General features: G+C 69.8%; 22 protein-coding genes. 16 read left to right on the top strand and 6 right to left on the bottom strand.

What is annotated here, in order from left to right; translation table 11 throughout:
- Positions 1–14: 14 nt before the first annotated feature.
- The gene (locus MICNX66_RS10110; protein ID WP_187661768.1) at positions 15–515 is read right to left on the bottom strand and encodes a hypothetical protein; all 501 of its coding nucleotides are present in this window, start codon (positions 513–515) and stop codon (positions 15–17) included.
- Between the two features lie 257 nt (positions 516–772).
- On the bottom strand, positions 773–1,309 hold the full coding sequence (locus MICNX66_RS10105; RefSeq protein WP_187661767.1) for a hypothetical protein: 537 nt from the start codon (positions 1,307–1,309) through the stop codon (positions 773–775).
- Between the two features lie 235 nt (positions 1,310–1,544).
- On the opposite strand from MICNX66_RS10105, the gene rpsA reads away from it, so the two are divergent.
- The 7 genes from rpsA (at position 1,545) to MICNX66_RS10070 (ending at position 9,749) form a co-directional block, all read left to right on the top strand.
- Positions 1,545–2,999, top strand: a complete 1,455-nt coding sequence (gene rpsA / locus MICNX66_RS10100; RefSeq protein ID WP_187661766.1) for a 30S ribosomal protein S1 — start codon at positions 1,545–1,547, stop codon at positions 2,997–2,999.
- Between the two features lie 143 nt (positions 3,000–3,142).
- A complete protein-coding gene (locus tag MICNX66_RS10095) occupies positions 3,143–3,991 on the top strand; it encodes an ABC transporter ATP-binding protein (protein ID WP_187661765.1) in 849 nt (282 codons plus the stop codon).
- Complete coding sequence (locus tag MICNX66_RS10090) at positions 3,988–5,028, top strand: aliphatic sulfonate ABC transporter substrate-binding protein (RefSeq protein WP_187661764.1); 1,041 nt, start codon at positions 3,988–3,990, stop codon at positions 5,026–5,028. The genes MICNX66_RS10095 and MICNX66_RS10090 overlap by 4 nt, the downstream gene beginning before the upstream one ends.
- A gap of 101 nt (positions 5,029–5,129) precedes the next feature.
- Positions 5,130–5,882: an ABC transporter permease gene (locus tag MICNX66_RS10085; RefSeq protein WP_232089242.1), complete on the top strand. Its 753-nt coding sequence runs from the start codon at positions 5,130–5,132 to the stop codon at positions 5,880–5,882.
- A 2-nt stretch (positions 5,883–5,884) separates the two neighbouring features.
- Positions 5,885–7,879 (top strand): acetate--CoA ligase, encoded by a 1,995-nt coding sequence (gene acs / locus MICNX66_RS10080; RefSeq protein ID WP_232089042.1) that lies wholly within the window; start codon positions 5,885–5,887, stop codon positions 7,877–7,879.
- A complete protein-coding gene (locus tag MICNX66_RS10075; RefSeq protein ID WP_187661761.1) occupies positions 7,876–9,180 on the top strand; it encodes an O-acetylhomoserine aminocarboxypropyltransferase/cysteine synthase family protein in 1,305 nt (434 codons plus the stop codon). The genes acs and MICNX66_RS10075 overlap by 4 nt, the downstream gene beginning before the upstream one ends.
- Entirely contained in the window at positions 9,177–9,749 is a 573-nt protein-coding gene (locus MICNX66_RS10070) for a CoA-binding protein (RefSeq protein WP_187661760.1), read from the top strand. The genes MICNX66_RS10075 and MICNX66_RS10070 overlap by 4 nt, the downstream gene beginning before the upstream one ends.
- Positions 9,750–9,774: 25 nt before the next feature.
- Here the strand turns inward: MICNX66_RS10070 and MICNX66_RS10065 are convergent, their stop codons facing one another.
- Genes MICNX66_RS10065 through MICNX66_RS10055 form a run of 3 tightly spaced genes read right to left on the bottom strand, consistent with a single transcriptional unit; the run spans position 9,775 to position 11,413 of the window.
- Positions 9,775–10,308, bottom strand: a complete 534-nt coding sequence (locus MICNX66_RS10065; RefSeq protein ID WP_187661759.1) for a hypothetical protein — start codon at positions 10,306–10,308, stop codon at positions 9,775–9,777.
- Positions 10,305–10,820, bottom strand: coding sequence for a signal peptidase I (locus MICNX66_RS10060; RefSeq protein WP_187661758.1), 516 nt, complete (start codon positions 10,818–10,820; stop codon positions 10,305–10,307). Before MICNX66_RS10060 ends, MICNX66_RS10065 begins: the two co-directional genes overlap by 4 nt.
- A gap of 35 nt (positions 10,821–10,855) precedes the next feature.
- Positions 10,856–11,413 carry a hypothetical protein gene (locus tag MICNX66_RS10055; RefSeq protein ID WP_187661757.1) on the bottom strand — a complete coding sequence of 186 codons (558 nt, stop codon included), beginning with the start codon at positions 11,411–11,413 and terminating at the stop codon, positions 10,856–10,858.
- A 126-nt stretch (positions 11,414–11,539) separates the two neighbouring features.
- Here MICNX66_RS10055 and coaE point away from each other — a divergent pair, with 126 nt between their 5' ends.
- The 3 genes from coaE (at position 11,540) to MICNX66_RS10040 (ending at position 14,639) form a co-directional block, all read left to right on the top strand.
- The gene (gene coaE, locus MICNX66_RS10050; RefSeq protein WP_187661756.1) at positions 11,540–12,139 is read left to right on the top strand and encodes a dephospho-CoA kinase; all 600 of its coding nucleotides are present in this window, start codon (positions 11,540–11,542) and stop codon (positions 12,137–12,139) included.
- Between the two features lie 71 nt (positions 12,140–12,210).
- A complete protein-coding gene (gene uvrB, locus MICNX66_RS10045; protein WP_187661755.1) occupies positions 12,211–14,283 on the top strand; it encodes an excinuclease ABC subunit UvrB in 2,073 nt (690 codons plus the stop codon).
- An 11-nt stretch (positions 14,284–14,294) separates the two neighbouring features.
- On the top strand, positions 14,295–14,639 hold the full coding sequence (locus tag MICNX66_RS10040) for a TfoX/Sxy family protein (protein ID WP_187661754.1): 345 nt from the start codon (positions 14,295–14,297) through the stop codon (positions 14,637–14,639).
- A 10-nt stretch (positions 14,640–14,649) separates the two neighbouring features.
- Here MICNX66_RS10040 and MICNX66_RS10035 read toward each other — a convergent pair whose 3' ends face one another.
- Positions 14,650–14,892 carry a hypothetical protein gene (locus MICNX66_RS10035; protein ID WP_187661753.1) on the bottom strand — a complete coding sequence of 81 codons (243 nt, stop codon included), beginning with the start codon at positions 14,890–14,892 and terminating at the stop codon, positions 14,650–14,652.
- A 45-nt stretch (positions 14,893–14,937) separates the two neighbouring features.
- Between MICNX66_RS10035 and MICNX66_RS10030 the strand changes: the two genes are divergently transcribed.
- The 6 genes from MICNX66_RS10030 (at position 14,938) to MICNX66_RS10005 (ending at position 19,511) form a co-directional block, all read left to right on the top strand.
- On the top strand, positions 14,938–15,381 hold the full coding sequence (locus tag MICNX66_RS10030) for a MarR family winged helix-turn-helix transcriptional regulator (RefSeq protein WP_187661752.1): 444 nt from the start codon (positions 14,938–14,940) through the stop codon (positions 15,379–15,381).
- Positions 15,382–15,444: 63 nt separating this feature from the next.
- Positions 15,445–16,197: a DUF4129 domain-containing protein gene (locus MICNX66_RS10025; RefSeq protein WP_187661751.1), complete on the top strand. Its 753-nt coding sequence runs from the start codon at positions 15,445–15,447 to the stop codon at positions 16,195–16,197.
- Positions 16,194–16,667, top strand: a complete 474-nt coding sequence (locus MICNX66_RS10020; RefSeq protein WP_232089041.1) for a hypothetical protein — start codon at positions 16,194–16,196, stop codon at positions 16,665–16,667. Before MICNX66_RS10025 ends, MICNX66_RS10020 begins: the two co-directional genes overlap by 4 nt.
- Positions 16,664–17,635, top strand: a complete 972-nt coding sequence (locus tag MICNX66_RS10015) for an AAA family ATPase (RefSeq protein ID WP_187661749.1) — start codon at positions 16,664–16,666, stop codon at positions 17,633–17,635. Before MICNX66_RS10020 ends, MICNX66_RS10015 begins: the two co-directional genes overlap by 4 nt.
- A complete protein-coding gene (locus tag MICNX66_RS10010; RefSeq protein WP_232089040.1) occupies positions 17,632–18,939 on the top strand; it encodes a DUF58 domain-containing protein in 1,308 nt (435 codons plus the stop codon). Before MICNX66_RS10015 ends, MICNX66_RS10010 begins: the two co-directional genes overlap by 4 nt.
- Positions 18,936–19,511, top strand: a complete 576-nt coding sequence (locus MICNX66_RS10005; RefSeq protein ID WP_187661748.1) for a hypothetical protein — start codon at positions 18,936–18,938, stop codon at positions 19,509–19,511. The genes MICNX66_RS10010 and MICNX66_RS10005 overlap by 4 nt, the downstream gene beginning before the upstream one ends.

Raw genomic sequence — 19,511 nt, 5'->3', positions numbered from 1 at the left:
GTCCCATCGGGCGCTCAGCAGCCGACCGCCGCGGGTCGTTCCTCGCACGTCCGCGCCACGAGCGCGGTGGTCGCCTCGTAGATGCGGATGTCCTGGGACGCTCCCTCTATCGACAGCTCACCGGGAACCGCGAACCAGCCGCCGCCGACGTCGACCTGCGCCGTGTACGCGACCGTCGTCCTCGTCGAATAGGTGCCCCGTCGCGTATAGGTATGGCTCGTCTCGGTCGGCGTGAACGGCGCCTGCCCGAGCGTCGACCAGGTGCGACCGCCGTCGGGCGTCACCGCCGTCGTGCCGTCGCCGTGGTCGAAGACGACGCGAACGGGCGTGAAACGCACCGTCACGGGCCGGTCGAGGAGTGTGCCGGTCGCCGTGTGTGCGGCGACGGTCGCCACGAAGTTGGTCGGCATCCCCACGACGCCCACGTTGCCCGGCTCGGCCGTCGTGGTCACGGGGGCGGGTGCGAACTGCGCGACATCCTCGATCGTGAGCGGCCTCCCGGATTCCTCCGTCACCCGCACCGCGTACATCCCGCACGACCGGCTCAGCACCGTGTCGGTCCGGCACGCCTTGCTTTCCGCCTCGGGGACCGCAGGGGATCTGGGAGGCTCGTGACTTGGGGCGTTCGGCGTTGAGCGCTTCTCGGCCGCGACAATCGTCAGACGGTTTCCGGTGGTGGAGCACCCGGTGACGAAGGACACCGCCGCGTTGCAGCCACTGCTTAATGGAGCAATGAAGCCGGGCATTGAAAGTGCGATCGCGACGACCGCGGCTAAGAGGCGCACGTAAACCCCTCGGAGTTCTGGAGGTCGGAGATCGTCGAGGCGGCGTTGGCGGTAGCTGCAAAGGTAACCACTGTGGGTTGCAGAGATGGTCTATCTGGAGCGACGATCGAAGCACCGTCGGAGTCGACGACTTCCACTTCACCCACGTCTATGCAAACCCGAGCCTGGACCTCGCCCGAGTCGGCGTCGGCGGACAGTCCGCTCACCCATGTGAACCGCGTCGCGCCTGAGGTGCGGACTCCTTCGGCATGAAACTGGCTGAATGCGCGCCTCGTGGATTCGGCCGCCTGCCCCGATAGATGGCTGAAGACGCCCTCGAAGGTTGCTGGGTCAGAGAAATCGACGCGATTGAGGGCGTCGATGTAGTCGGAGAAGGTGGCCTCGGCGGCGGCGAAGGCCTCTTCTTCGGACGAGAACGCGGGGGAGGGAGTCGGCGTGGGCTCCGCAGTGGGGGTACACCCGGAGAGCATCGAGACGCCGACTGCCAGCGTGGCGAGCAGGCGGAAAGCGGTGGGCGAGATCACCGGGCCACCGTATGCGGAATGCCGAGCTCGCTGCCGACGTTATCCACAGAGCGGCTGCGAGGAATCGGCTCCTTCAGAGGGCGGCAACTTCTGGTAGCCTGAACTGTCACTCGTGGCGTGTACACGCATGCCCAGGTGACGAACACACCACAATCCACCTGCTGCGAAGCACATCCCGACCGTGCGCGGTCTTGCTCCGCAGCCCGAGTATCCATTCACAAGGACAACCCACTACATGACTACCGCAACGACCGCCCCGGCCACCAAGCAGGTCGCCATCAACGACATCGGATCTGCTGAGGACTTCCTGGCCGCGGTCGAGAAGACCCTGAAGTTCTTCAACGACGGCGACATCATCGAAGGCACGATCGTCAAGATCGACCGCGATGAGGTCCTGCTCGATGTCGGCTACAAGACCGAGGGTGTCATCCCCTCGCGCGAGCTCTCGATCAAGCACGACGTCGACCCCAACGAGGTCGTCAAGGTCGGCGACGAGGTCGAGGCCCTCGTCCTCCAGAAGGAGGACAAGGAAGGCCGCCTGATCCTCTCCAAGAAGCGTGCGCAGTACGAGCGCGCCTGGGGAGACGTCGAGAAGATCAAGGAGAACGACGGCGTCGTCACCGGTACGGTCATCGAGGTCGTCAAGGGTGGACTCATCGTCGACATCGGCCTCCGTGGCTTCCTCCCGGCCTCGCTCATCGAGCTGCGCCGCGTCCGCGACCTCACGCCGTACCTCGGCCAGGAGATCGAGGCGAAGATCCTCGAGCTCGACAAGAACCGCAACAACGTCGTCCTCAGCCGCCGTGCGCTCCTCGAGCAGACGCAGTCGGAGTCGCGCACCACGTTCCTGAACAACCTGCACAAGGGTCAGGTCCGCAAGGGTGTCGTGTCGTCGATCGTCAACTTCGGTGCGTTCGTCGACCTGGGCGGCGTGGACGGCCTCGTGCACGTCTCCGAGCTGTCCTGGAAGCACATCGAGCACGCCTCCGAGGTCGTCGAGGTGGGCCAGGAGGTCACCGTCGAGATCCTCGAGGTCGACCTCGACCGCGAGCGCGTCTCCCTGTCGCTGAAGGCGACGCAGGAGGACCCGTGGCAGGTCTTCGCCCGCACCCACGCGATCGGTCAGGTCACGCCGGGTAAGGTCACCAAGCTCGTTCCGTTCGGTGCGTTCGTCCGCGTCGCAGACGGCATCGAGGGCCTCGTCCACATCTCCGAGCTCTCCAGCAAGCACGTCGAGCTGGCCGAGCAGGTCGTTTCCGTCGGCGAAGAGGTCTTCGTCAAGGTCATCGACATCGACCTCGAGCGTCGTCGCATCTCGCTGTCGCTGAAGCAGGCCAACGAGTCGGTCGACCCCAACGGCACCGAGTTCGACCCGGCCCTGTACGGCATGCTCGCCGAGTACGACGAGAACGGCGAGTACAAGTACCCGGAGGGCTTCGACGCCGAGACCGGTGCGTGGAAGGAAGGCTTCGACGCCCAGCGCGAGGCATGGGAGCAGGAGTACGCTGCGGCCCAGGCTCGCTGGGAGGCGCACAAGGCTCAGGTCGCGAAGGCGGCCGAGGCCGAGGCTGCGGCCGGCGACGACTTCGGCGGCCAGTCCTTCTCGAGCGAGACGGCCGGCGCCGGCACGCTCGCCGACGACGAGGCTCTCGCGGCTCTGCGCGAGAAGCTCTCGGGCGGCAACTCCTAAGTAACACTCCGAAAAGGGTCGTCACCCCGCTTCACGGCGGGTGTGACGGCCCTTTTCGCATGCCCGGACCCCCGGAAACCGCTGCGTGACGCAACGTTACGGCCGCATTCGTAACAATCCAGAGCCTCCGACACGATGGGGACATGACCGCCCTCCTGCCCGCTGCGTCGCGCACTGCCGAGGCCCCGAAGGGGTCGGGTTCCGCGCAGCCCGTCCGCCTCGACGGCATCGCGCGCTCGTTCCCGCTCGCGCAGGGCCGGCGAGAGGTGCTCCGCGGCATCGACCTCGACATCGCCGCCGGGGAGATCGTCGCCGTCGTCGGCCCGTCGGGGTGTGGGAAGTCCACGTTGCTGCGCCTCATCGGCGGCCTCGACGCTCCCACCACGGGCACGATCCGGCTCGACGGTTCGGGCGTCGCCGACGTGGACGAGCGCACCGCTGTCGCGTTCCAGGAGCCGCGGCTGCTTCCATGGCGCACGCTCGCCCAGAATGTCGAACTGGGACTGCCGCGCGGCACCGGCCGGGTCGCCGGACGGACACGTGTGCGTGAGCTGCTGCAGCTCGTCGGACTGGAGCACGCCGCCGACCAGCGCCCTCGTGAAGTCTCCGGCGGCATGGCCCAGCGCGCCTCGCTCGCCCGCGCTCTCGCCCGCAACCCCGGGGTGCTGCTGCTGGACGAGCCGTTCGGCGCGCTCGACGCCCTCACCCGTCTGCGCATGCACGACCTGCTGCTCAAGATCCACGCCGCCGAGCCCACCACGGTGCTGCTCGTGACCCACGACGTGGAGGAGGCCCTCTACCTCGCCGACCGCGTGCTGCTGCTGCGCACCGTCGGCGCGGGAGACGACGAGTCGTCCGTCGCGCGGACGGTCGACGTCCCCGGCGTCCGCCCCCGAGACCGCGCCGACCGCGGCCTCGCCGACCTGCGCGCCGAGCTCCTCGAAGGGCTCGGCGTCGACACGCACCACCACACCCTCAAGGAGACCCGATGAGCACCATCACCCGCCGCATCATCCCTGCGATCGCCGTCGCCGGGACGATGATGCTCGTCGCCACCGGCTGCGTCGCCGGCGAGAACGCGACGGCCGACGCCGAGTCCACGCCCGCCGGGAGCGGCGAGTGGTCCGCCGACACGCTGTCCATCGACTTCGCGACCTACAACCCGCTCAGCCTCGTGATCCGCGACCAGGGCATCCTCGAGGACATCCTCGGCGACGACGTGACCGTCGAATGGGTGCAGTCCGCCGGGTCCAACAAGGCCAACGAGCTGCTGCGTTCCGGCTCGGTCGACGTGGGTTCGACGGCGGGCTCGGCCGCGCTGCTCGCTCGCGCCAACGGTTCCCCCATCCAGGTCATCGACATCTACTCCCAGCCCGAGTGGTCGGCCATCGTCGTCGGTCCCGACAGCGACATCACGTCGGTGGAGGACCTCAAGGGCGCGTCCGTCGCGGCCACCAAGGGCACCGACCCGTACTTCTTCCTCCTGCAGGCGCTGGAGGAGGGCGGGCTGTCGCTCGCGGACGTCGAGGTGCAGAACCTCCAGCACGCGGACGGGCGGGCCGCGCTCGACGGCGGGTCCGTCGACGCGTGGGCGGGTCTCGACCCCATCATGGCCGCTGCGGAGCAGGAGTCGGGCGACAAGCTCATCTACCGCAACGTCGACTTCAACACCTACGGTTTCCTCAACGCGACCGAGGACTTCATCGACAACCACCCGGATCTCGCACAGGCCGTCGTCGACGCCTACGAGGAGGCGCGCGTCTGGGCGATCGAGCACCCGGAGGAGACGGCCGCCCTGCTCGCCGACGTCGCGGGCATCGACCTCGAGGTCGCGACAACGGTGATCCAGGAGCGGTCGAACCTCGACGTGAGCGGCGTCCCCGGTGACGACCAGCTCGCCGTTCTCGAGAAGATCGCGCCGGTGCTCGTCGAGTCCGGCGATGTGCAGGGCGGTCAGGCATCGGTCGACAAGGCGCTCTCCAGCATCATCAACGACACCTTCGCGACGAAGGCGGGCGCAAGCGAGTGACCGGTTTCGAGGAGCGGGTGGTCGTCCCGGCGGAATCGCGGGACGCGCTCGAGTTCGCGAAGGGTGCTCCCCGCGGGAGGCCCGGGGGAGCACGGCTTGGCCTGCCGCCTGTCGTGCGGATCCTCGGGGGCTTCCTGCTCCCCGCCGTGATCCTCATCGCCTGGCAGGTGGTCACGACGGCCGGGCTCATCGAGCCGTACCGACTCCCGACGCCCGGATCGGTCTTCCAGGCCGGAGTGGAACTCGCCGAGACCGGACAGCTCTGGACCCACATCGCCATCTCCGTCCAGCGGGTGCTGCTCGGATTCGCGATCGGCTCGGTCATCGGGCTCGCCGCGGCCGGCATCGTCGGACTCTCGCGGTGGGGTGACGTTCTGCTCAGTCCCACCCTCGCCGCCGTTCGCGCCGTCCCGTCGCTCGCCTGGGTGCCGCTGCTGATCCTGTGGATGCAGATCGGCGAGGAGTCCAAGGTGACCCTCATCGCGATCGGCGCGTTCTTCCCGGTCTACACGACGGTCGCCTCGGCACTGCGTCACGTGGACCCGCAGCTCGTCGAGGCGGGACGCTCGTTCAGCCTGCACGGCTGGTCGCTGTTCCGCACGGTCCAGCTCCCGGCCGTCGTGCCCTCCGTCGTCGCGGGGCTGCGTCTCGCGCTCGCGCAGGCATGGCTGTTCCTCGTGGCCGCCGAGCTCATCGCTTCGTCCATGGGGCTCGGGTTCCTGTTGACGGACTCGCAGAGCACCGGGCGTGTCGACCGTATCCTGCTCTCCATCGTGCTGCTGGCGCTGCTCGGCACGATCACCAACGGCGTGCTCGCACTGCTGGAGAAGTACCTGTTGCGGCGATGGACGTGACGATGACCGAGGCTCGGCTGCTGGAGGAACGGGTCTATCCTCCGTCGCCCGCGTTCCCCGATGCCAACGTGACCGCAGAAGCCTATGCTCGCGCGGCCGCTGATCCTGTGGCCTTCTGGGAAGATGCGGCCCGCCGGCTGGACTGGGTCGAGCCGTGGGGCCGCGTGCACGAGTGGGAACCGCCGGTCGACGGTGCGGTCCCCGCGGCGCGATGGTTCCTCGGCGGGCAGCTGAACGTCGCGGTGAACTGCGTCGACCGGCACGTGGACGCCGGACGCGGAGACAAGGTCGCCCTCCACTTCGAGGGGGAGCCGGGCGACCGCGTCTCGGTGACCTACGCCGACCTGCAGCGTCGTGTGGCCCAGGCGGCGCACGCGCTCGAAGACCTCGGCATCCGACCGGGCGATCGCGTCGTGATCTACCTCCCCGTGCTCGTGGAGACCGTCGTCATCACGCTCGCGTGCGCGCGGATCGGAGCCGTCCACTCGCTCGTCTTCGGAGGGTTCTCGGCGGAGGCCGTGCGGTTCCGGCTCGAGGACACCGGGGCGAAGCTGCTCGTGACCAGCGACGGCCAGTTCCGGCGGGGGACGGCGACCGAGGTCAAGTCCGCCGCCGATGCCGCCGCTGCGGGACTGCCGGACCTCGAACACGTCCTCGTGCTCCGTCGTACCGGACAGGCCGTCCCGTGGACCGACGGTCGGGACGTGTGGTGGCACGACGTCGTCGACATAGCACCCACCGCGCATCAGGCTGAGGCTTTCGACGCCGAGCACCCGCTGTTCATCATCTACACCTCCGGCACGACAGGGAAGCCGAAGGGGCTTGTGCACACCTCCGGCGGCTACCTGACGCACGCGAGTTGGGCGCACTGGGCGCACTTCGACGCCAAACCGGATGACGTTCACTGGTGCACGGCCGACCTCGCCTGGGTCACCGCGCACACGTATGAGATCTACGGACCGCTGTCGAACGGGCTCACCCAGGTCATCTACGAGGGCACGCCGGACACTCCGCGTCGCGAGCGGCACCTGGAGATCATCGAGCGCTACGGCGTGACGGTCTACTACACGGCGCCGACGCTCATCCGGACGTTCATGACCTGGTTCGGCGACGAACTGCCGGGCGGACACGACCTGTCGAGCTTGCGGCTGCTCGGCACGGTGGGCGAGGCGATCAACCCGGAGGCCTGGGTGTGGTTCCGCCGGAACTTCGGGCGGAATGAGCTCCCCGTCATCGACACATGGTGGCAGTCGGAGACCGGTGCCGCGATGATCGCCCCCTTGCCCGGCATCACGCCCCTGAAGCCCGGCTCCGCGTCGGTCCCGCTTCCGGGCATCGACGTCGCCGTGGTCGACGAGAACGGTGACGAGGTGGCGCCGGGCCGATCCGGGACCCTGGTCGTCCGGCGCCCGTGGCCGGGGATGGCGCGGACCGTCTGGGGAAACCCGGAGCGCTACCGCGACGCGTACTGGTCCGCGTACGCCGGAGTGGGGGCGCATGGCGGCTACTACGTCGCGGGAGACGGGGCGACCCGCGACGCCGATGGCTTCATCTGGATCCTGGGGCGGCTCGACGACGTCGTGAACGTCTCCGGTCATCGCCTCTCGACGATCGAGATCGAGTCGGCGCTCGTGGCGCACGAGACGGTCGGCGAAGCCGGGTCCGCCGGTGTGGCGGACCCGGTCACCGGGCAGGCGGTCGTGGCGTTCGTCACCCCGTCCGGCCGGGCGGAGATCGACGCGCACGCGCTGCGCGCTGAGGTCGCCCGCTCGATCGGTCCGGTCGCGAAGCCGAAGCACGTCGTCGTCGTGCCCGATCTGCCCAAGACGCGCTCGGGGAAGATCATGCGCCGCCTCCTCGCGCAGCTCTGGGACGCGGAACAGGATCGGCGGGCGGGACGGACCCCGCAGGCGCTCGGCGACACGACATCACTGCAGAACCCCTGGGCCGTCGACGACATCGCCGGCGCTCTCGCCGCAGAATCGAGGACATCATGACCGACGACCATCGCTTCGGGTTCCGCACCCGCGCCCTTCACGCCGGGGGCACCCCGGACGCCGCCACCGGGGCGAGGGCGGTGCCGATCTATCAGACGACGTCGTTCGTCTTCGACGATGCGGCCGACGCCGGAAACCTCTTCGCGCTGCAGAAGTACGGCAACATCTACTCGCGTATCGGCAACCCCACGGTCGCCGCCCTGGAGGAGCGCCTGGCTTCGCTGGAGGGCGGAATCGGTGCGGTCGCGACCGCCTCCGGCATGAGCGCGGAGTTCATCACGTTCGCCGCCCTCGTGGGCGCGGGCGATCACGTCGTCGCCGCCGCGCAGCTCTACGGGGGCACGGTCACGCAGCTCGACGTGACACTGCGTCGCTTCGGCGTGGAGACGACCTTCGTCCGCTCCTCCGACCCGGCGGACTTCGCCGCGGCCGTCCGTCCCGAGACCAAGGTCGTCTACGTCGAGATGATCGGAAACCCCTCGGGCGAGATCGCCGACATCGAGGGTCTCGCCGCTGTCGCCCACGAGGCAGGCGTGCCGCTCGTCGTGGACGCCACCCTGGCCACCCCGTACCTCGCGCGTCCGCTGGAGCACGGGGCGGACATCGTCATCCACTCGGTCACGAAGTTCCTCGGCGGTCACGGGACGACCCTCGGCGGAGTGGTCATCGAGAAGGGCACCTTCGACTGGGGCAACGGCAAGTTCCCCCAGATGACCGAACCGGTGGCCTCCTACGGCGGCATCTCCTGGTGGGGCAACTTCGGGGAGTACGGGTTCCTCACCAAGCTGCGCTCCGAGCAGCTGCGCGACATCGGCCCGGCGCTGAGCCCGCAGTCGGCGTTCACGCTCCTGCAGGGCGTGGAGACGCTGCCCCAGCGCATCGACGCTCACCTCGCCAACGCCCGGGTCGTCGCCGAGTGGCTGGCGGCAGACCCCCGCGTGTCCTACGTCACCTGGGCAGGGCTCGAAGGCCATCCGCATCATGAGCGTGCCGCCCGGTACCTGCCGCTGGGACCGGGATCCGTGTTCGCGTTCGGGGTCGCTGCCGAGGACGGCCGCGCTGCGGGGGAGGCGTTCATCGAGAACCTGCAGCTCGCGTCCCATCTCGCCAACATCGGCGATGCCCGCACCCTGGTCATCCACCCGGCCTCCACGACGCATCGCCAGCTCACCGAGGAACAGCTCGTCGCCGCCGGCGTGCGCCCCGACCTGATCCGCATCTCCGTCGGCCTGGAGGACGCGGAGGACATCATCTGGGACCTCGATCAGGCCCTCACCCTCGCGACGGGAGCCCACCGATGAGCACGACCTCCGCCGGCGACGCCTGCACCCTTCCTGCGACCACGGACGCGGCCAGCTGCGCGCTTCCCGTCACCGTCGAACCGGGCCGCACGTGGACCGGACCCTCGCAGCCGCAGCGGTTCGGGCTGCTGCGCCGGGCACGATCCATCGCGATCGTCGGTGCCTCCGGGAATCCGTCACGGGCCTCGTACTTCGTGGCGACCTACCTGCTGTCCAGCACGGACTACGACGTCTATCTCGTGAACCCGAGGGAGACCGAGATCCTCGGCCAGCCGGTCTACCCGTCGTTGAGCGCCCTGCCCGTGCGGCCTGACATCGTGGACGTGTTCCGTCGTCACGACGACCTCCCGGGGGTCGCGCAGGAGGCCATCGACAGCGGGGCGAAGACCCTGTGGCTCCAGCTCGGCTCCTGGAACGAGGAGGCCGCTGCGCTCGCCGAGGCGGCCGGCCTCTCGGTCGTCATGGACCGCTGCATCAAGATCGAGCACGCCCGCTTCCACGGCGGACTGCACCTCGCCGGCTTCGACACCGGCGTGATCAGCTCCCGACGGCAGCTGCTCGCGCGCTGAGGGAGCTGCGCCGCGCCCAGGAGGCTCAGGTGCAGATCGTGTCCGCCGTGGTGCGGTGCAGCGTCACGGGAACCTGAAGGTCGGTGAGGTGCCAGTCGAGGCTGCGTCCGGTGAGCCGGGGCAACGAGGAGCACGTCCACGCGGGGTCCGGCGTGACGTGACTGCCCGGGAGCACCCCCGCAGCGTTCCACGAGGTCCACGTCCGGGGAAGGCCCGTCGCCTTCTTCAGATCCACGTCGACGTCGACGTGGTGCGACCCGCCCGGGGCGTTCGTGCTGATGTAGAAGTGGCCGGAGGTGTCGCTGATCTCCTCGTAGCGGATCGCCGTGATCGCGCAGGTGGTGGGGGCGGCCGTGGGGCTGCTGTACGCCTTGCACGTGTTCCCCGTGAACGGGGACAACCAGGCGGATGCCGCCGTCACCGTTCCCTTGACGACCGCGCGGTCCGTCCACGCCGCGCTGGTGGTGGGAACGCTCGCCTGTGCGAGCGACACGAAGACGACCACCACCGCGAAGGCGAAGCCGGCCAGCGGGACCACCAGTCGTCGCGCCGGGGTCACGTCGTCAGGGGCTTCCGCGCCGGGTGCTCCACGGGGCTCATCATGCTGAGACCGAGCAGCCCCAGGAGCCCGAGGAGCAACGGGAGGGCGACAGCGGGCGTCGTCATCCGCATGATCGCGGTTCCCCACCCGGGAAGCTGCACCGCCGGCTTCCACACGTCGCCGCTCACCGGATAGTCGAGAGCGTCGGAGAACTCGTTGGCGTCGCCCTTCATGGTGATGGTGCGCGCGCCATCGGCGGCTTCGATGGCGGTGATGCGATGGGTGACCAGGGAGTCGGTCAGCGCGCTGGGCAGGCTGACGACGTCACCCACCTCCAGAGAGTCGGCGGGGACCTTCGTGGCGATGAGGAGATCGCCCGTCATGATCTCGGGCTCCATCGAGCCCGAGATCACGACGAGCGGCTGGAGGACTCCGATGGCCGTGGCGCCCCAGACGACGCCGCAGCCCACCCCCATGACGGCCAGCGTCCAGAGAACGGGCAGGGCGAGCCGGCGGAGGAGCTGCACCACGATTCGTCCTTCGTCTCGGCTGCGGCGGTGGGTGGTCAGTTGGTCGCGGTCGCGGAGACCGTGACGAGGATCGTGCCGGTCTTGCCCTGGTTGCTGGTCGCCCAGTCCGCCGGAGTGGTGACGACGAGCTCGAACTCATCGGCGGCGGTGGACCCCGAGGAGGTCAGCGACGCCGCGAGTCCGGTGATCGTGGCGGTCGGCTTGACCGTGAAGTCGGTCGCCGTGGTGCCGGGGGCGTACTCGACGGTGGAGGTGAGCGCGGCGTTGACGGAACTGACGTTCTTCACCCAGAGCTTGATGGTGCGGGTCTCGCCGGGAAGCAGGTTCGCCAGCTTCTCGGCGGGGACGACGAGCTCGATGCTGTTCTTGGCCGCCGACTCCTTCCAGGTGGTTCCGTCGACGGAACCCTGGAGGTTGAAGGTGGCTCCCGCGGCGGGGGCGCTGAAGAAGGTGTTGTCCGTCCACGCGGCGCTGGTGAGCGCCGCGCCGATGCCGCCGGTCGCGAGCACGGCCAGCGCGAACGCCATGATCGGGCGTCGCCGGGAGCGTCGCTCGGTGCGGTGAGGGCGTGTGGAGGCATCCGTGTTCGTCATGGTTTCGACGTTACGCAGCACACCTCAGGGGACTGTCAAGTCTTCCTCAAGAGGGGCCGAAGCTTTCCCGATTGTTCCGTTTCCGCGTCGTGCGGCCCCGGGCCCGGAGCGTGGCAGGATGGTCGGATGCCGCTCATCGCTCTCACCGGAGGCATCGCGTCGGGGAAGTCCACCATCGCGAACCGGCTCACCGAGCTCGGCGCGGTCGTCGTCGACGCGGATCAGATCGTGCGCGAGGTCCAAGCTCCGGGATCCGAGGTGCTCCGCACGATCGCGCGGACGTTCGGAGACACCGTCATCGCCGAGGACGGATCCCTCGACCGGGCTGCCCTCGGGTCGACCGTGTTCGCCGACCCGGACCGGCTCGCTCAGTTGAACGCCATCGTGCACCCTGCGGTGCGGGCAGAGTCCCAGCGCCGTTTCGACGCGGCGTTCGCCGCCGACCCGGAGGCTGTCGTCGTGTACGACGTTCCGCTCCTGGTGGAGGCTCGTGTCGATGACCCCTGGGATGAGATCGTCGTCGCGCATGCGCCGGAGGACGTCCGTCTCGAGAGGCTCGTCGGCCTGCGCGGAATGACCCCCGAGGCCGCGCGCGACCGGATCGCCGCCCAGGTCTCCGACGAACGGCGGCTCGCGATCGCCGATGTCGTGATCGACACCTCGGGGTCGATCGAGCACACCCTGGTTCAGACGGACGCGCTCTGGGACCGGCTCCGCGCGCGCTGAAGGACAGCCGCCCACCGGAGGCTTCCGACCCCGCCGGCCCCGATGTCGGAGGGGCGGCATACGCTTGATGTATGCAGCCCACCCGCAGTGTCCGCCCTTTCGAGGTCATCAGCGAGTACGCCCCTGCCGGTGATCAGCCGCAGGCGATCGCCGATCTGGCTTCCCGCATCAACGCGGGCGAGACCGACATCGTGCTGCTCGGCGCCACCGGAACAGGCAAGTCCGCGACCACGGCCTGGCTCGTCGAGCAGGTGCAGCGCCCCACGCTCGTGCTGGCGCACAACAAGACCCTCGCCGCTCAGCTCGCCAACGAGTTCCGTGAGCTCATGCCGAACAACGCCGTCGAGTACTTCGTCTCCTACTACGACTACTACCAGCCCGAGGCCTACGTCCCGCAGACGGACACCTTCATCGAGAAGGACTCCTCGATCAACGCGGAGGTCGAGCGCCTTCGCCACTCGACGACGAACTCCCTGCTGAGCCGCCGCGATGTGGTCGTGGTGTCGACCGTGTCCTGCATCTACGGCCTGGGGGCGCCGGAGGAGTACCTGCGCGCCATGGTCGCGCTCCAGGTGGGGGAGCGGTACGACCGCGACGCCCTGATCCGTCAGTTCATCGCGATGCAGTACAACCGCAACGACGTCGACTTCTCGCGGGGCAACTTCCGGGTCCGCGGCGACACGATCGAGATCATCCCGGTGTACGAGGAGCACGCCATCCGCATCGAGCTCTTCGGCGACGAGATCGAGGCGCTGTACTCGCTGCATCCGCTGACGGGCGAGGTCATCGAGAAGCTCGACGCCGTGCCGATCTTCCCCGCCTCGCACTACGTGGCGGGCACCGACGTCATCCAGCGCTCGATCGGCACGATCGAGCACGAGCTGGAGGAGCGGCTCAAGGAGTTCGAGCGGCAGGGCAAGCTCCTCGAGGCGCAGCGCCTCCGGATGCGGACGACGTTCGACCTGGAGATGCTGCAGCAGCTCGGCTTCTGCTCCGGTATCGAGAACTACTCGCGCCACATGGACGGGCGCATGCCGGGGGAGCCGCCGCACACGCTCCTGGACTTCTTCCCCGACGACTTCCTGCTCGTCATCGACGAGTCGCACGTGACGGTGCCGCAGATCGGTGCCATGTACGAGGGTGACGCCTCCCGCAAGCGCACGCTCGTCGACCACGGCTTCCGCCTGCCGAGCGCGATGGACAACCGACCGCTGCGCTGGGACGAGTTCAAGAACCGCGTGGGGCAGACCGTCTACCTGTCGGCGACCCCGGGCAAGTACGAGATGGGCATCGCGGACGGTGTGGTGGAGCAGATCATCCGCCCGACGGGACTGGTCGACCCGGAGATCATCGTCAAGCCGTCGAAGGGACAGATCGACGATCTGCTCGAGGAGATCAGGCTTCGCGTGGAGCGGGACGAGCGCGTCCTCGTCACGACCCTCACGAAGAAGATGGCCGAGGAGTTGACCGACTTCCTCGGGGAACACGGCGTGCGGGTGCGCTACCTGCATTCCGACGTCGACACCCTGCGCCGCGTCGAACTGCTCAGCGAGCTGCGCGCCGGTGTGTACGACGTCCTGGTGGGCATCAACCTGCTGCGAGAGGGACTCGACCTCCCGGAGGTGTCGCTCGTCGCGATCCTCGACGCCGACAAGGAAGGGTTCCTCCGCTCCGGGACGTCACTCATCCAGACCATCGGCCGGGCAGCGCGTAACGTCTCGGGCGAAGTGCACATGTACGCGGACAACATGACCGACTCCATGGCCAAAGCCATCGAGGAGACCGACCGTCGGCGCGAGAAGCAGATCGCGTACAACAAAGAGCACGGGATCGATCCGCAGCCGCTGCGCAAGCGCATCGCCGACATCACCGAGGTGCTGGCGCGCGAGGGGCAGGACACGGCGGAGCTGATGTCCGGGCGAGGCCGTGCGTCGGGCAAGGGCAAGTCGCCCACGCCGAACCTGCGGCGCACCGGCATCGCTGCCGAGGGAGCGCAGCAGCTCGAAGCCACGATCCAGGACCTCACCGATCAGATGCTCGCCGCTGCCGCGGAGCTGAAGTTCGAGCTCGCCGGGCGCCTGCGTGACGAGGTGCAGGATATGAAGAAGGAGCTCCGCTCGATGGAGCGGGCCGGGCACGCGTAGACGGAGACCAGATGGACGCGGCAGGAGAGGAACTCGCGGACCGAGTCCGGGCGCTGCTCGGCGCTGACCCCTCGATCGAGGAGAGGCGGATGTTCGGAACCAGGGCATTCCTCGACGAGGGCCGCATCCTCGTCGGAGCACGGAAGGACGGCACGCTCCTCGTCCGCGTGGATGAGGAGAACGGGGCCGTCGCCGTGACCCAGCCGGGAGCTTCTCGGGCCGTGATGGGGTCGCGCACCATGGGGTCGGGCTGGATCGACGTCGCCGCGTCCGCGATCACCGATGATGCGGCGCTGATGATGTGGATCGACATGGCCCGAGAGTCCGTGGGGGCCGCCACCGCGGACGGCGACTGACCCGAGCGGTTTACGGGCAGTGCACCAGGGTCTTCGGCCCGGAGCGGTCGATCTCGTGTTCCGTCATCGGTGCTCCGCAGAGCGGGCAGGCGCGTTCGGCGCGTTCCGCGGCGCTCGGCGGCGGCGTCTTCTCGTAGGGCCCGACGGAGGCAGGGCCCGCCAGACGCACGAGGTTGGTGTTCACCCAGGCATAGAGGCCCCCCGCTTCGCGGATGCGGGTGCGAAGAGGGGGCCGGCTGGAGTCGCGTGACATGTTGATTAGTGTACTAATGATTCGTGCAGATGTATAGTCGGGATCGTGACCGACACCGATGATCTGCTCCGCCTCGAGAACCAGCTCTGCTTCGCCGTGGTCACGGCGGCGCGGAACGTGGTGGCGATCTACCGGCCGATCCTCGAGCCGCTCGGGCTGACCCATCCGCAGTACCTGGTGATGCTCGCCCTCTGGGAGCGGGCTCCGCGAACCCTCAACGACCTCGCCGCCGACCTCGCGCTGGAGCCCGCGACGGCGTCGCCCCTCGTCAAGCGACTCGAAGCCGACGGCCTGGTGGCCCGCCAGCGCAGCAGCGAGGACGAACGCCGACTCGAGATCACGCTCACGGACGCCGGTGCCGCCCTGCGTGCCAGGGCGGTGGACGTGCCGCGGCAGGTGATGGCCGCCGTGGGGATGGACATCGACGAGGTGGCAGCACTGCGGGACGGACTGGGCGCCTTCGCGGGGCCCCGCCCCGCCCACCCCTGACCGTTCAGCGGCATCCCGATATGAAGCGCGGGTGCTCGCCTGCGCACCCCTAGGGTGGGAGGCATGTCGCGCCCCGAGCCTCCGGTCCCCGCGCCGGAGCGCGTGCGTCGACCGGGGCCGCCGATGCTCCTCGGCCTCGCCGCCGTCGCCGGACTGTTCGGTCTCCTCATGTTCGCCGCGGCCGTGCAGGGCACCCCGCAGTTCGCGTCGACGGAGGCCGAGAGCACATCGCCGCCCCAGGAGAACGTCGTGCTCCCCGCCCCGACGGCGACGGAGACACCGCTGCCTCCGGAATCGTGGGGGGATCCGGTTCTCGCGCAGGTGCTCGGCATGGTCTTCGGTCTCGTGCTGGGGCTGGCCGTCCTCGCGCTCGTCGTCGTGGTCGTTCGCCAGCTCCTCCGATTCCTCGTGCGGCTGTGGCGGGACCGTCCGCTCGCACGCCGCGATGCCGCGGCTGCCGGGCCGGGTGCCAGCCCCACGTCGCCGGATATCCTCCCTGACGAGGTGACCATCCGCCGCGGGGTCTCCGATGCGCTTCGCACGGTCAGCGAACGACCAGTACCCGGTGACGCGATCGTCGCGGCGTGGATCGGCTTGGAGGAATCCGCCGCGGACGCCGGTCAGGGGCGCGCTCCGACGGAGACGCCGGCAGAATTCACCGCCCGGGTGATCGGCGGGCGCCACGGCATCGCCGCGGACGTCGCGGTCCTGCAACGCCTCTATGAGCGGGTGCGCTTCGGCGGGCTGATCGCAGACGAAGGCGACCGGCGGAGCGCCGCCGACGCGCTTCGCGGCATCAAGGCGGGGTGGCGATGAGAGGGAGGATCGTCCTGGGTCTCCTCAGCGCCCTCGTCGCCGCTGGTCTTCTCGTCGTGATGCTCACCTTCGGAGTGCCCGCCCCCTTCGCCGTCGCATGGACCCTCATCCTGCTCGCGATCGTCGCGGCCACCCGCCAGGCCTTCGTCGACGAGGTGGTCGTGTGGCCGCCGGAGGCGCCACGAGCGGAGGGCCGTGGCTCGGACGTGTCGCGGTTGGCGTGGGCGATCAACACCCGCACCGGCGTCGCGGGCCATGTCGTCGTCCGACGCGTGCAGGGCGTGGTCCGTCGGCGCCTCGCGCATCTCGGCCTCGACCTCGATGACCCTCAGGACCACCCGCGTATCGACGCGGTGCTGGGAGACGGTGTCCGCGCCTCCCTGCATGCGCGAGAAGTGCAACGCGTGGACATCGAGCGCGTCCTCGACGCCCTCGACCGCATCCCCATCGACACGGAGGAGACAACATGACCACCGACGAAACCACGCAGATCGCCGATGTCGGACGCCGCGTGCTCGCGGGCGTCAAGACGGCCGTCGTCGGGATGGACGAGCCCCTGACGATCGCGCTGGCCGCGATCCTGGCGGGCGGCCACGTGCTCTTCGAGGACGTTCCCGGCCTCGGCAAGACGCTCGCCGCGCGCAGCCTCGCGGGTGCGCTCGGGTTGGACTTCCGGCGGCTGCAGTGCACACCCGACATGTTGCCGGGCGATGTCACCGGTTCCTACGTCTACGCGCCTTCCACCGGGGACTTCGCCTTCCGCTCCGGTCCGATCTTCACGGGACTGCTGCTTGCGGACGAGATCAACCGGACGACGCCGAAGACACAGTCGGCGATGCTCGAGGCGATGGCCGAGCACCAGGTGACGGTGGAGGGCAACAGGTTTCCGCTCCCGCGTCCGTTCCACGTGATCGCCACATCGAACCCGATCGAGTACGAGGGGACGTACGCGTTGCCGGAGGCGCAGCTCGATCGCTTCATGGTGCGGCTCGCGGTGGGGTACCCGCAGCCGGAGGAGGAAGCGCGGATCATCCTCGACCGTATGGAGCGGCAGAGCCCGGATATCGAGGTCGAGCCCGTGGTGGACGCCGACGGCCTGCGGCGGATCCAAGCAGCGGTCGAGGGCATCCACGTCGACCGCGATGTCGTGCGATACGGCGTCGAGCTCACGCGGGCGACACGCGAGGCGGCGACGGTGGCCGTCGGCGCCTCCCCGCGTGGTTCGCAGGCGCTCGTCCTCCTCGGACGCGCGCTCGCCGCGCTGGACGGTCGGGCATATGTACGGCCGGACGACCTCAAGCGCGTCGCGGTGCCGGCCCTCGCGCATCGATTGACCCTGACGCCGCAGGCCTGGGCACAGGGAGTGGACCCGCGGACGGTCGTCGACGCGGCCCTGGCGCGGACGGCCGTGCCTCCGACCGTCGCGGCGGCCCCGTGACGGACGAGGCGGCGGTGCAGACGGCGACCGCGGTCGCCTGGCGGCGGACGCCGGTCATCGCTCTCGGCATCGGCGGCGCGGCGATCATCGCCGCGGTGGGGCTCGCCTTCTCCCGTCCGGATGTCGTCGCCATCGGCCTGCCGCTGGCGCTGGCCGCCGCGTGGGCGCTCCTCCGCCGCCCGAGCCCCGGAGAAGCGCGAATCGCTCTGCGCGCGCACGCCGCCGGCAGCGTCGATCGCCCGGAAGTGCAGACCGCCGCGGATGTGGTGCTGGCGGCGGATGCGGTGCAGATCGCCGTGGATCAGGACGGGCGGCGAACCGGTCTCGTGGATGTCCGACCGGGAACGGCCTGTCTCACGGCGCGCGGTGTGCTGCAGCATTCGGGTCCGAGTGAGCCGCTCGCCGTGACCCTGCGGGGGTCGAGTCTCGAAGGCGCGTGGGTCTCCGATGTCGTCCCTCGGACGGCGCTCGCCTGGAACGCGCCGCCGCGCGCGGTGCGGATCGGCAGCCTCCCGGTGGCGCTGCGGCTCACCGGACTGCACGGGTCGCATCCGGGTTCCCGCCCGGGGCAGGGTGGCGACTTCCGGGACATCCAGCCCTTCGTCCCCGGAGACGAGCTCCGTCGGGTCGACTGGCGCGCGACCGCCCGCGCCGCACGTCGACCAGGAGATCTCCTGGTGCGGAGGGACGACGCGCTGAGCGACTCGTCGGTCGTGCTCGCGATCGACACCGCCGAAGATCTCGGCGCCGCCGTGGCCGCGTGGGGGAGCGGCGACCCCGATCGCTCCGGAGTGACCTCACTCGATCTCGCGCGGGAAACGGCCCTCGCCATCGCCACCGCGGCGATCGGCGTGGGCGACCGCGTGGCCTATCACGCGCTCTCTCCGGACGGCCTCTCGCTGCCCTCCGGCGGTGGCGCCCGACACCTCGCCCGTGTGCGCCGCGCGATCGCCGCGACCGGCATCGGCACCGATCCGTCCTATCGGCGGTCCCCGGCCGTGCCGCCAGGGTCGATCGTCTTCGTGCTCTCGACGTTCGTCGACGGGGTGGCGGCACGGATGGCGACCAGCTGGCGCGCCGCCGGCCACGCCGTCATCGCCGTCGATGTGCTTCCGACTCCCGAGGAGAGCCGCCTCAGTCGCGAGCAGCGGATCGCCCTGCGCACTCTGCTCGCCGAGCGCACCGACGTCCTGGCCGAGCTGAGACATGCCGGCATCGAGGTGGTGCCGTGGTCCGGTGGTGTCGATGCCGCGATGCGCCGTGCCGCCCGCCGTCTTGCGCGTCGCGGGACGGGGCGCCGATGACTCGCGCCGTCCGCTCTTTCCGCGCCGGTGTCGCGGTCCCGGGGGCCGTCCTCCGGCTGGCAGTGGTCGCCCTGGCCGCCGGGGGAGCACTGCTCCTGATCCCCTTCCCGCTGTGGCAGGGCATCGCGGTGCTCGCCGCTGCCGTCGCCGTCGCGATCCCCCGCAGTCTCGCCGCCTGGGTGGCCCTGGCCTGCCTCCCGTTCGGCGTGATCCTCTCGGAACCGGATCCCTCCCGGACCGCGCTGGCTCTGCTGTTCGTGCACGCCCTGCATGTCTGCGCGTCGCTGAGCCTCGTGGTGCCGCTCTCCTCGCGCGTGGCCCTGTCCGTCCTGCTTCCGAGTGCCGGCCGCTTCCTCGCCGTTCAGCTGATCGCGCAGCCGCTGGCGTTCGGCGTCTGGCTGCTCGCCGAGCGGCCGGACACCCCCGAGGTCGTGATCCTGGCTCCGTTCGCCGCGGCGGCGCTGCTCGGCGGGATCCTGGTCGCCCTCCGTGCGGCGAGACGGGCGGGCGCGGCGGCGTCCGCACCAGGCGCGTACGGCGTTCTCGGAGCCGATGTCCGTGGCCCCTCGTAG

The organism is Microbacterium sp. Nx66 (assembly GCF_904066215.1).
GTDB classification, from domain to species: Bacteria; Actinomycetota; Actinomycetes; order Actinomycetales; family Microbacteriaceae; genus Microbacterium; species Microbacterium meiriae.
The sequence above is the reverse complement of the archived record's forward strand: the minus strand, read 5'-3'. Positions and strand labels throughout refer to the sequence as shown.

Coding starts and splice junctions, on each gene's coding strand:
- MICNX66_RS10040 (WP_187661754.1), top strand. CDS start 14,295: ATGGACGCGGCAGGAGAGGAACTCGCGGACCGAGTCCGGGCGCTGCTC.
- MICNX66_RS10070 (WP_187661760.1), top strand. CDS start 9,177: ATGAGCACGACCTCCGCCGGCGACGCCTGCACCCTTCCTGCGACCACG.
- MICNX66_RS10095 (WP_187661765.1), top strand. CDS start 3,143: ATGACCGCCCTCCTGCCCGCTGCGTCGCGCACTGCCGAGGCCCCGAAG.
- rpsA (WP_187661766.1), top strand. CDS start 1,545: ATGACTACCGCAACGACCGCCCCGGCCACCAAGCAGGTCGCCATCAAC.
- MICNX66_RS10075 (WP_187661761.1), top strand. CDS start 7,876: ATGACCGACGACCATCGCTTCGGGTTCCGCACCCGCGCCCTTCACGCC.
- MICNX66_RS10035 (WP_187661753.1), bottom strand. CDS start 14,892: ATGTCACGCGACTCCAGCCGGCCCCCTCTTCGCACCCGCATCCGCGAA.
- MICNX66_RS10055 (WP_187661757.1), bottom strand. CDS start 11,413: ATGACGAACACGGATGCCTCCACACGCCCTCACCGCACCGAGCGACGC.
- acs (WP_232089042.1), top strand. CDS start 5,885: ATGACCGAGGCTCGGCTGCTGGAGGAACGGGTCTATCCTCCGTCGCCC.
- MICNX66_RS10005 (WP_187661748.1), top strand. CDS start 18,936: ATGACTCGCGCCGTCCGCTCTTTCCGCGCCGGTGTCGCGGTCCCGGGG.
- MICNX66_RS10025 (WP_187661751.1), top strand. CDS start 15,445: ATGTCGCGCCCCGAGCCTCCGGTCCCCGCGCCGGAGCGCGTGCGTCGA.
- coaE (WP_187661756.1), top strand. CDS start 11,540: ATGCCGCTCATCGCTCTCACCGGAGGCATCGCGTCGGGGAAGTCCACC.
- uvrB (WP_187661755.1), top strand. CDS start 12,211: ATGCAGCCCACCCGCAGTGTCCGCCCTTTCGAGGTCATCAGCGAGTAC.
- MICNX66_RS10090 (WP_187661764.1), top strand. CDS start 3,988: ATGAGCACCATCACCCGCCGCATCATCCCTGCGATCGCCGTCGCCGGG.
- MICNX66_RS10015 (WP_187661749.1), top strand. CDS start 16,664: ATGACCACCGACGAAACCACGCAGATCGCCGATGTCGGACGCCGCGTG.
- MICNX66_RS10020 (WP_232089041.1), top strand. CDS start 16,194: ATGAGAGGGAGGATCGTCCTGGGTCTCCTCAGCGCCCTCGTCGCCGCT.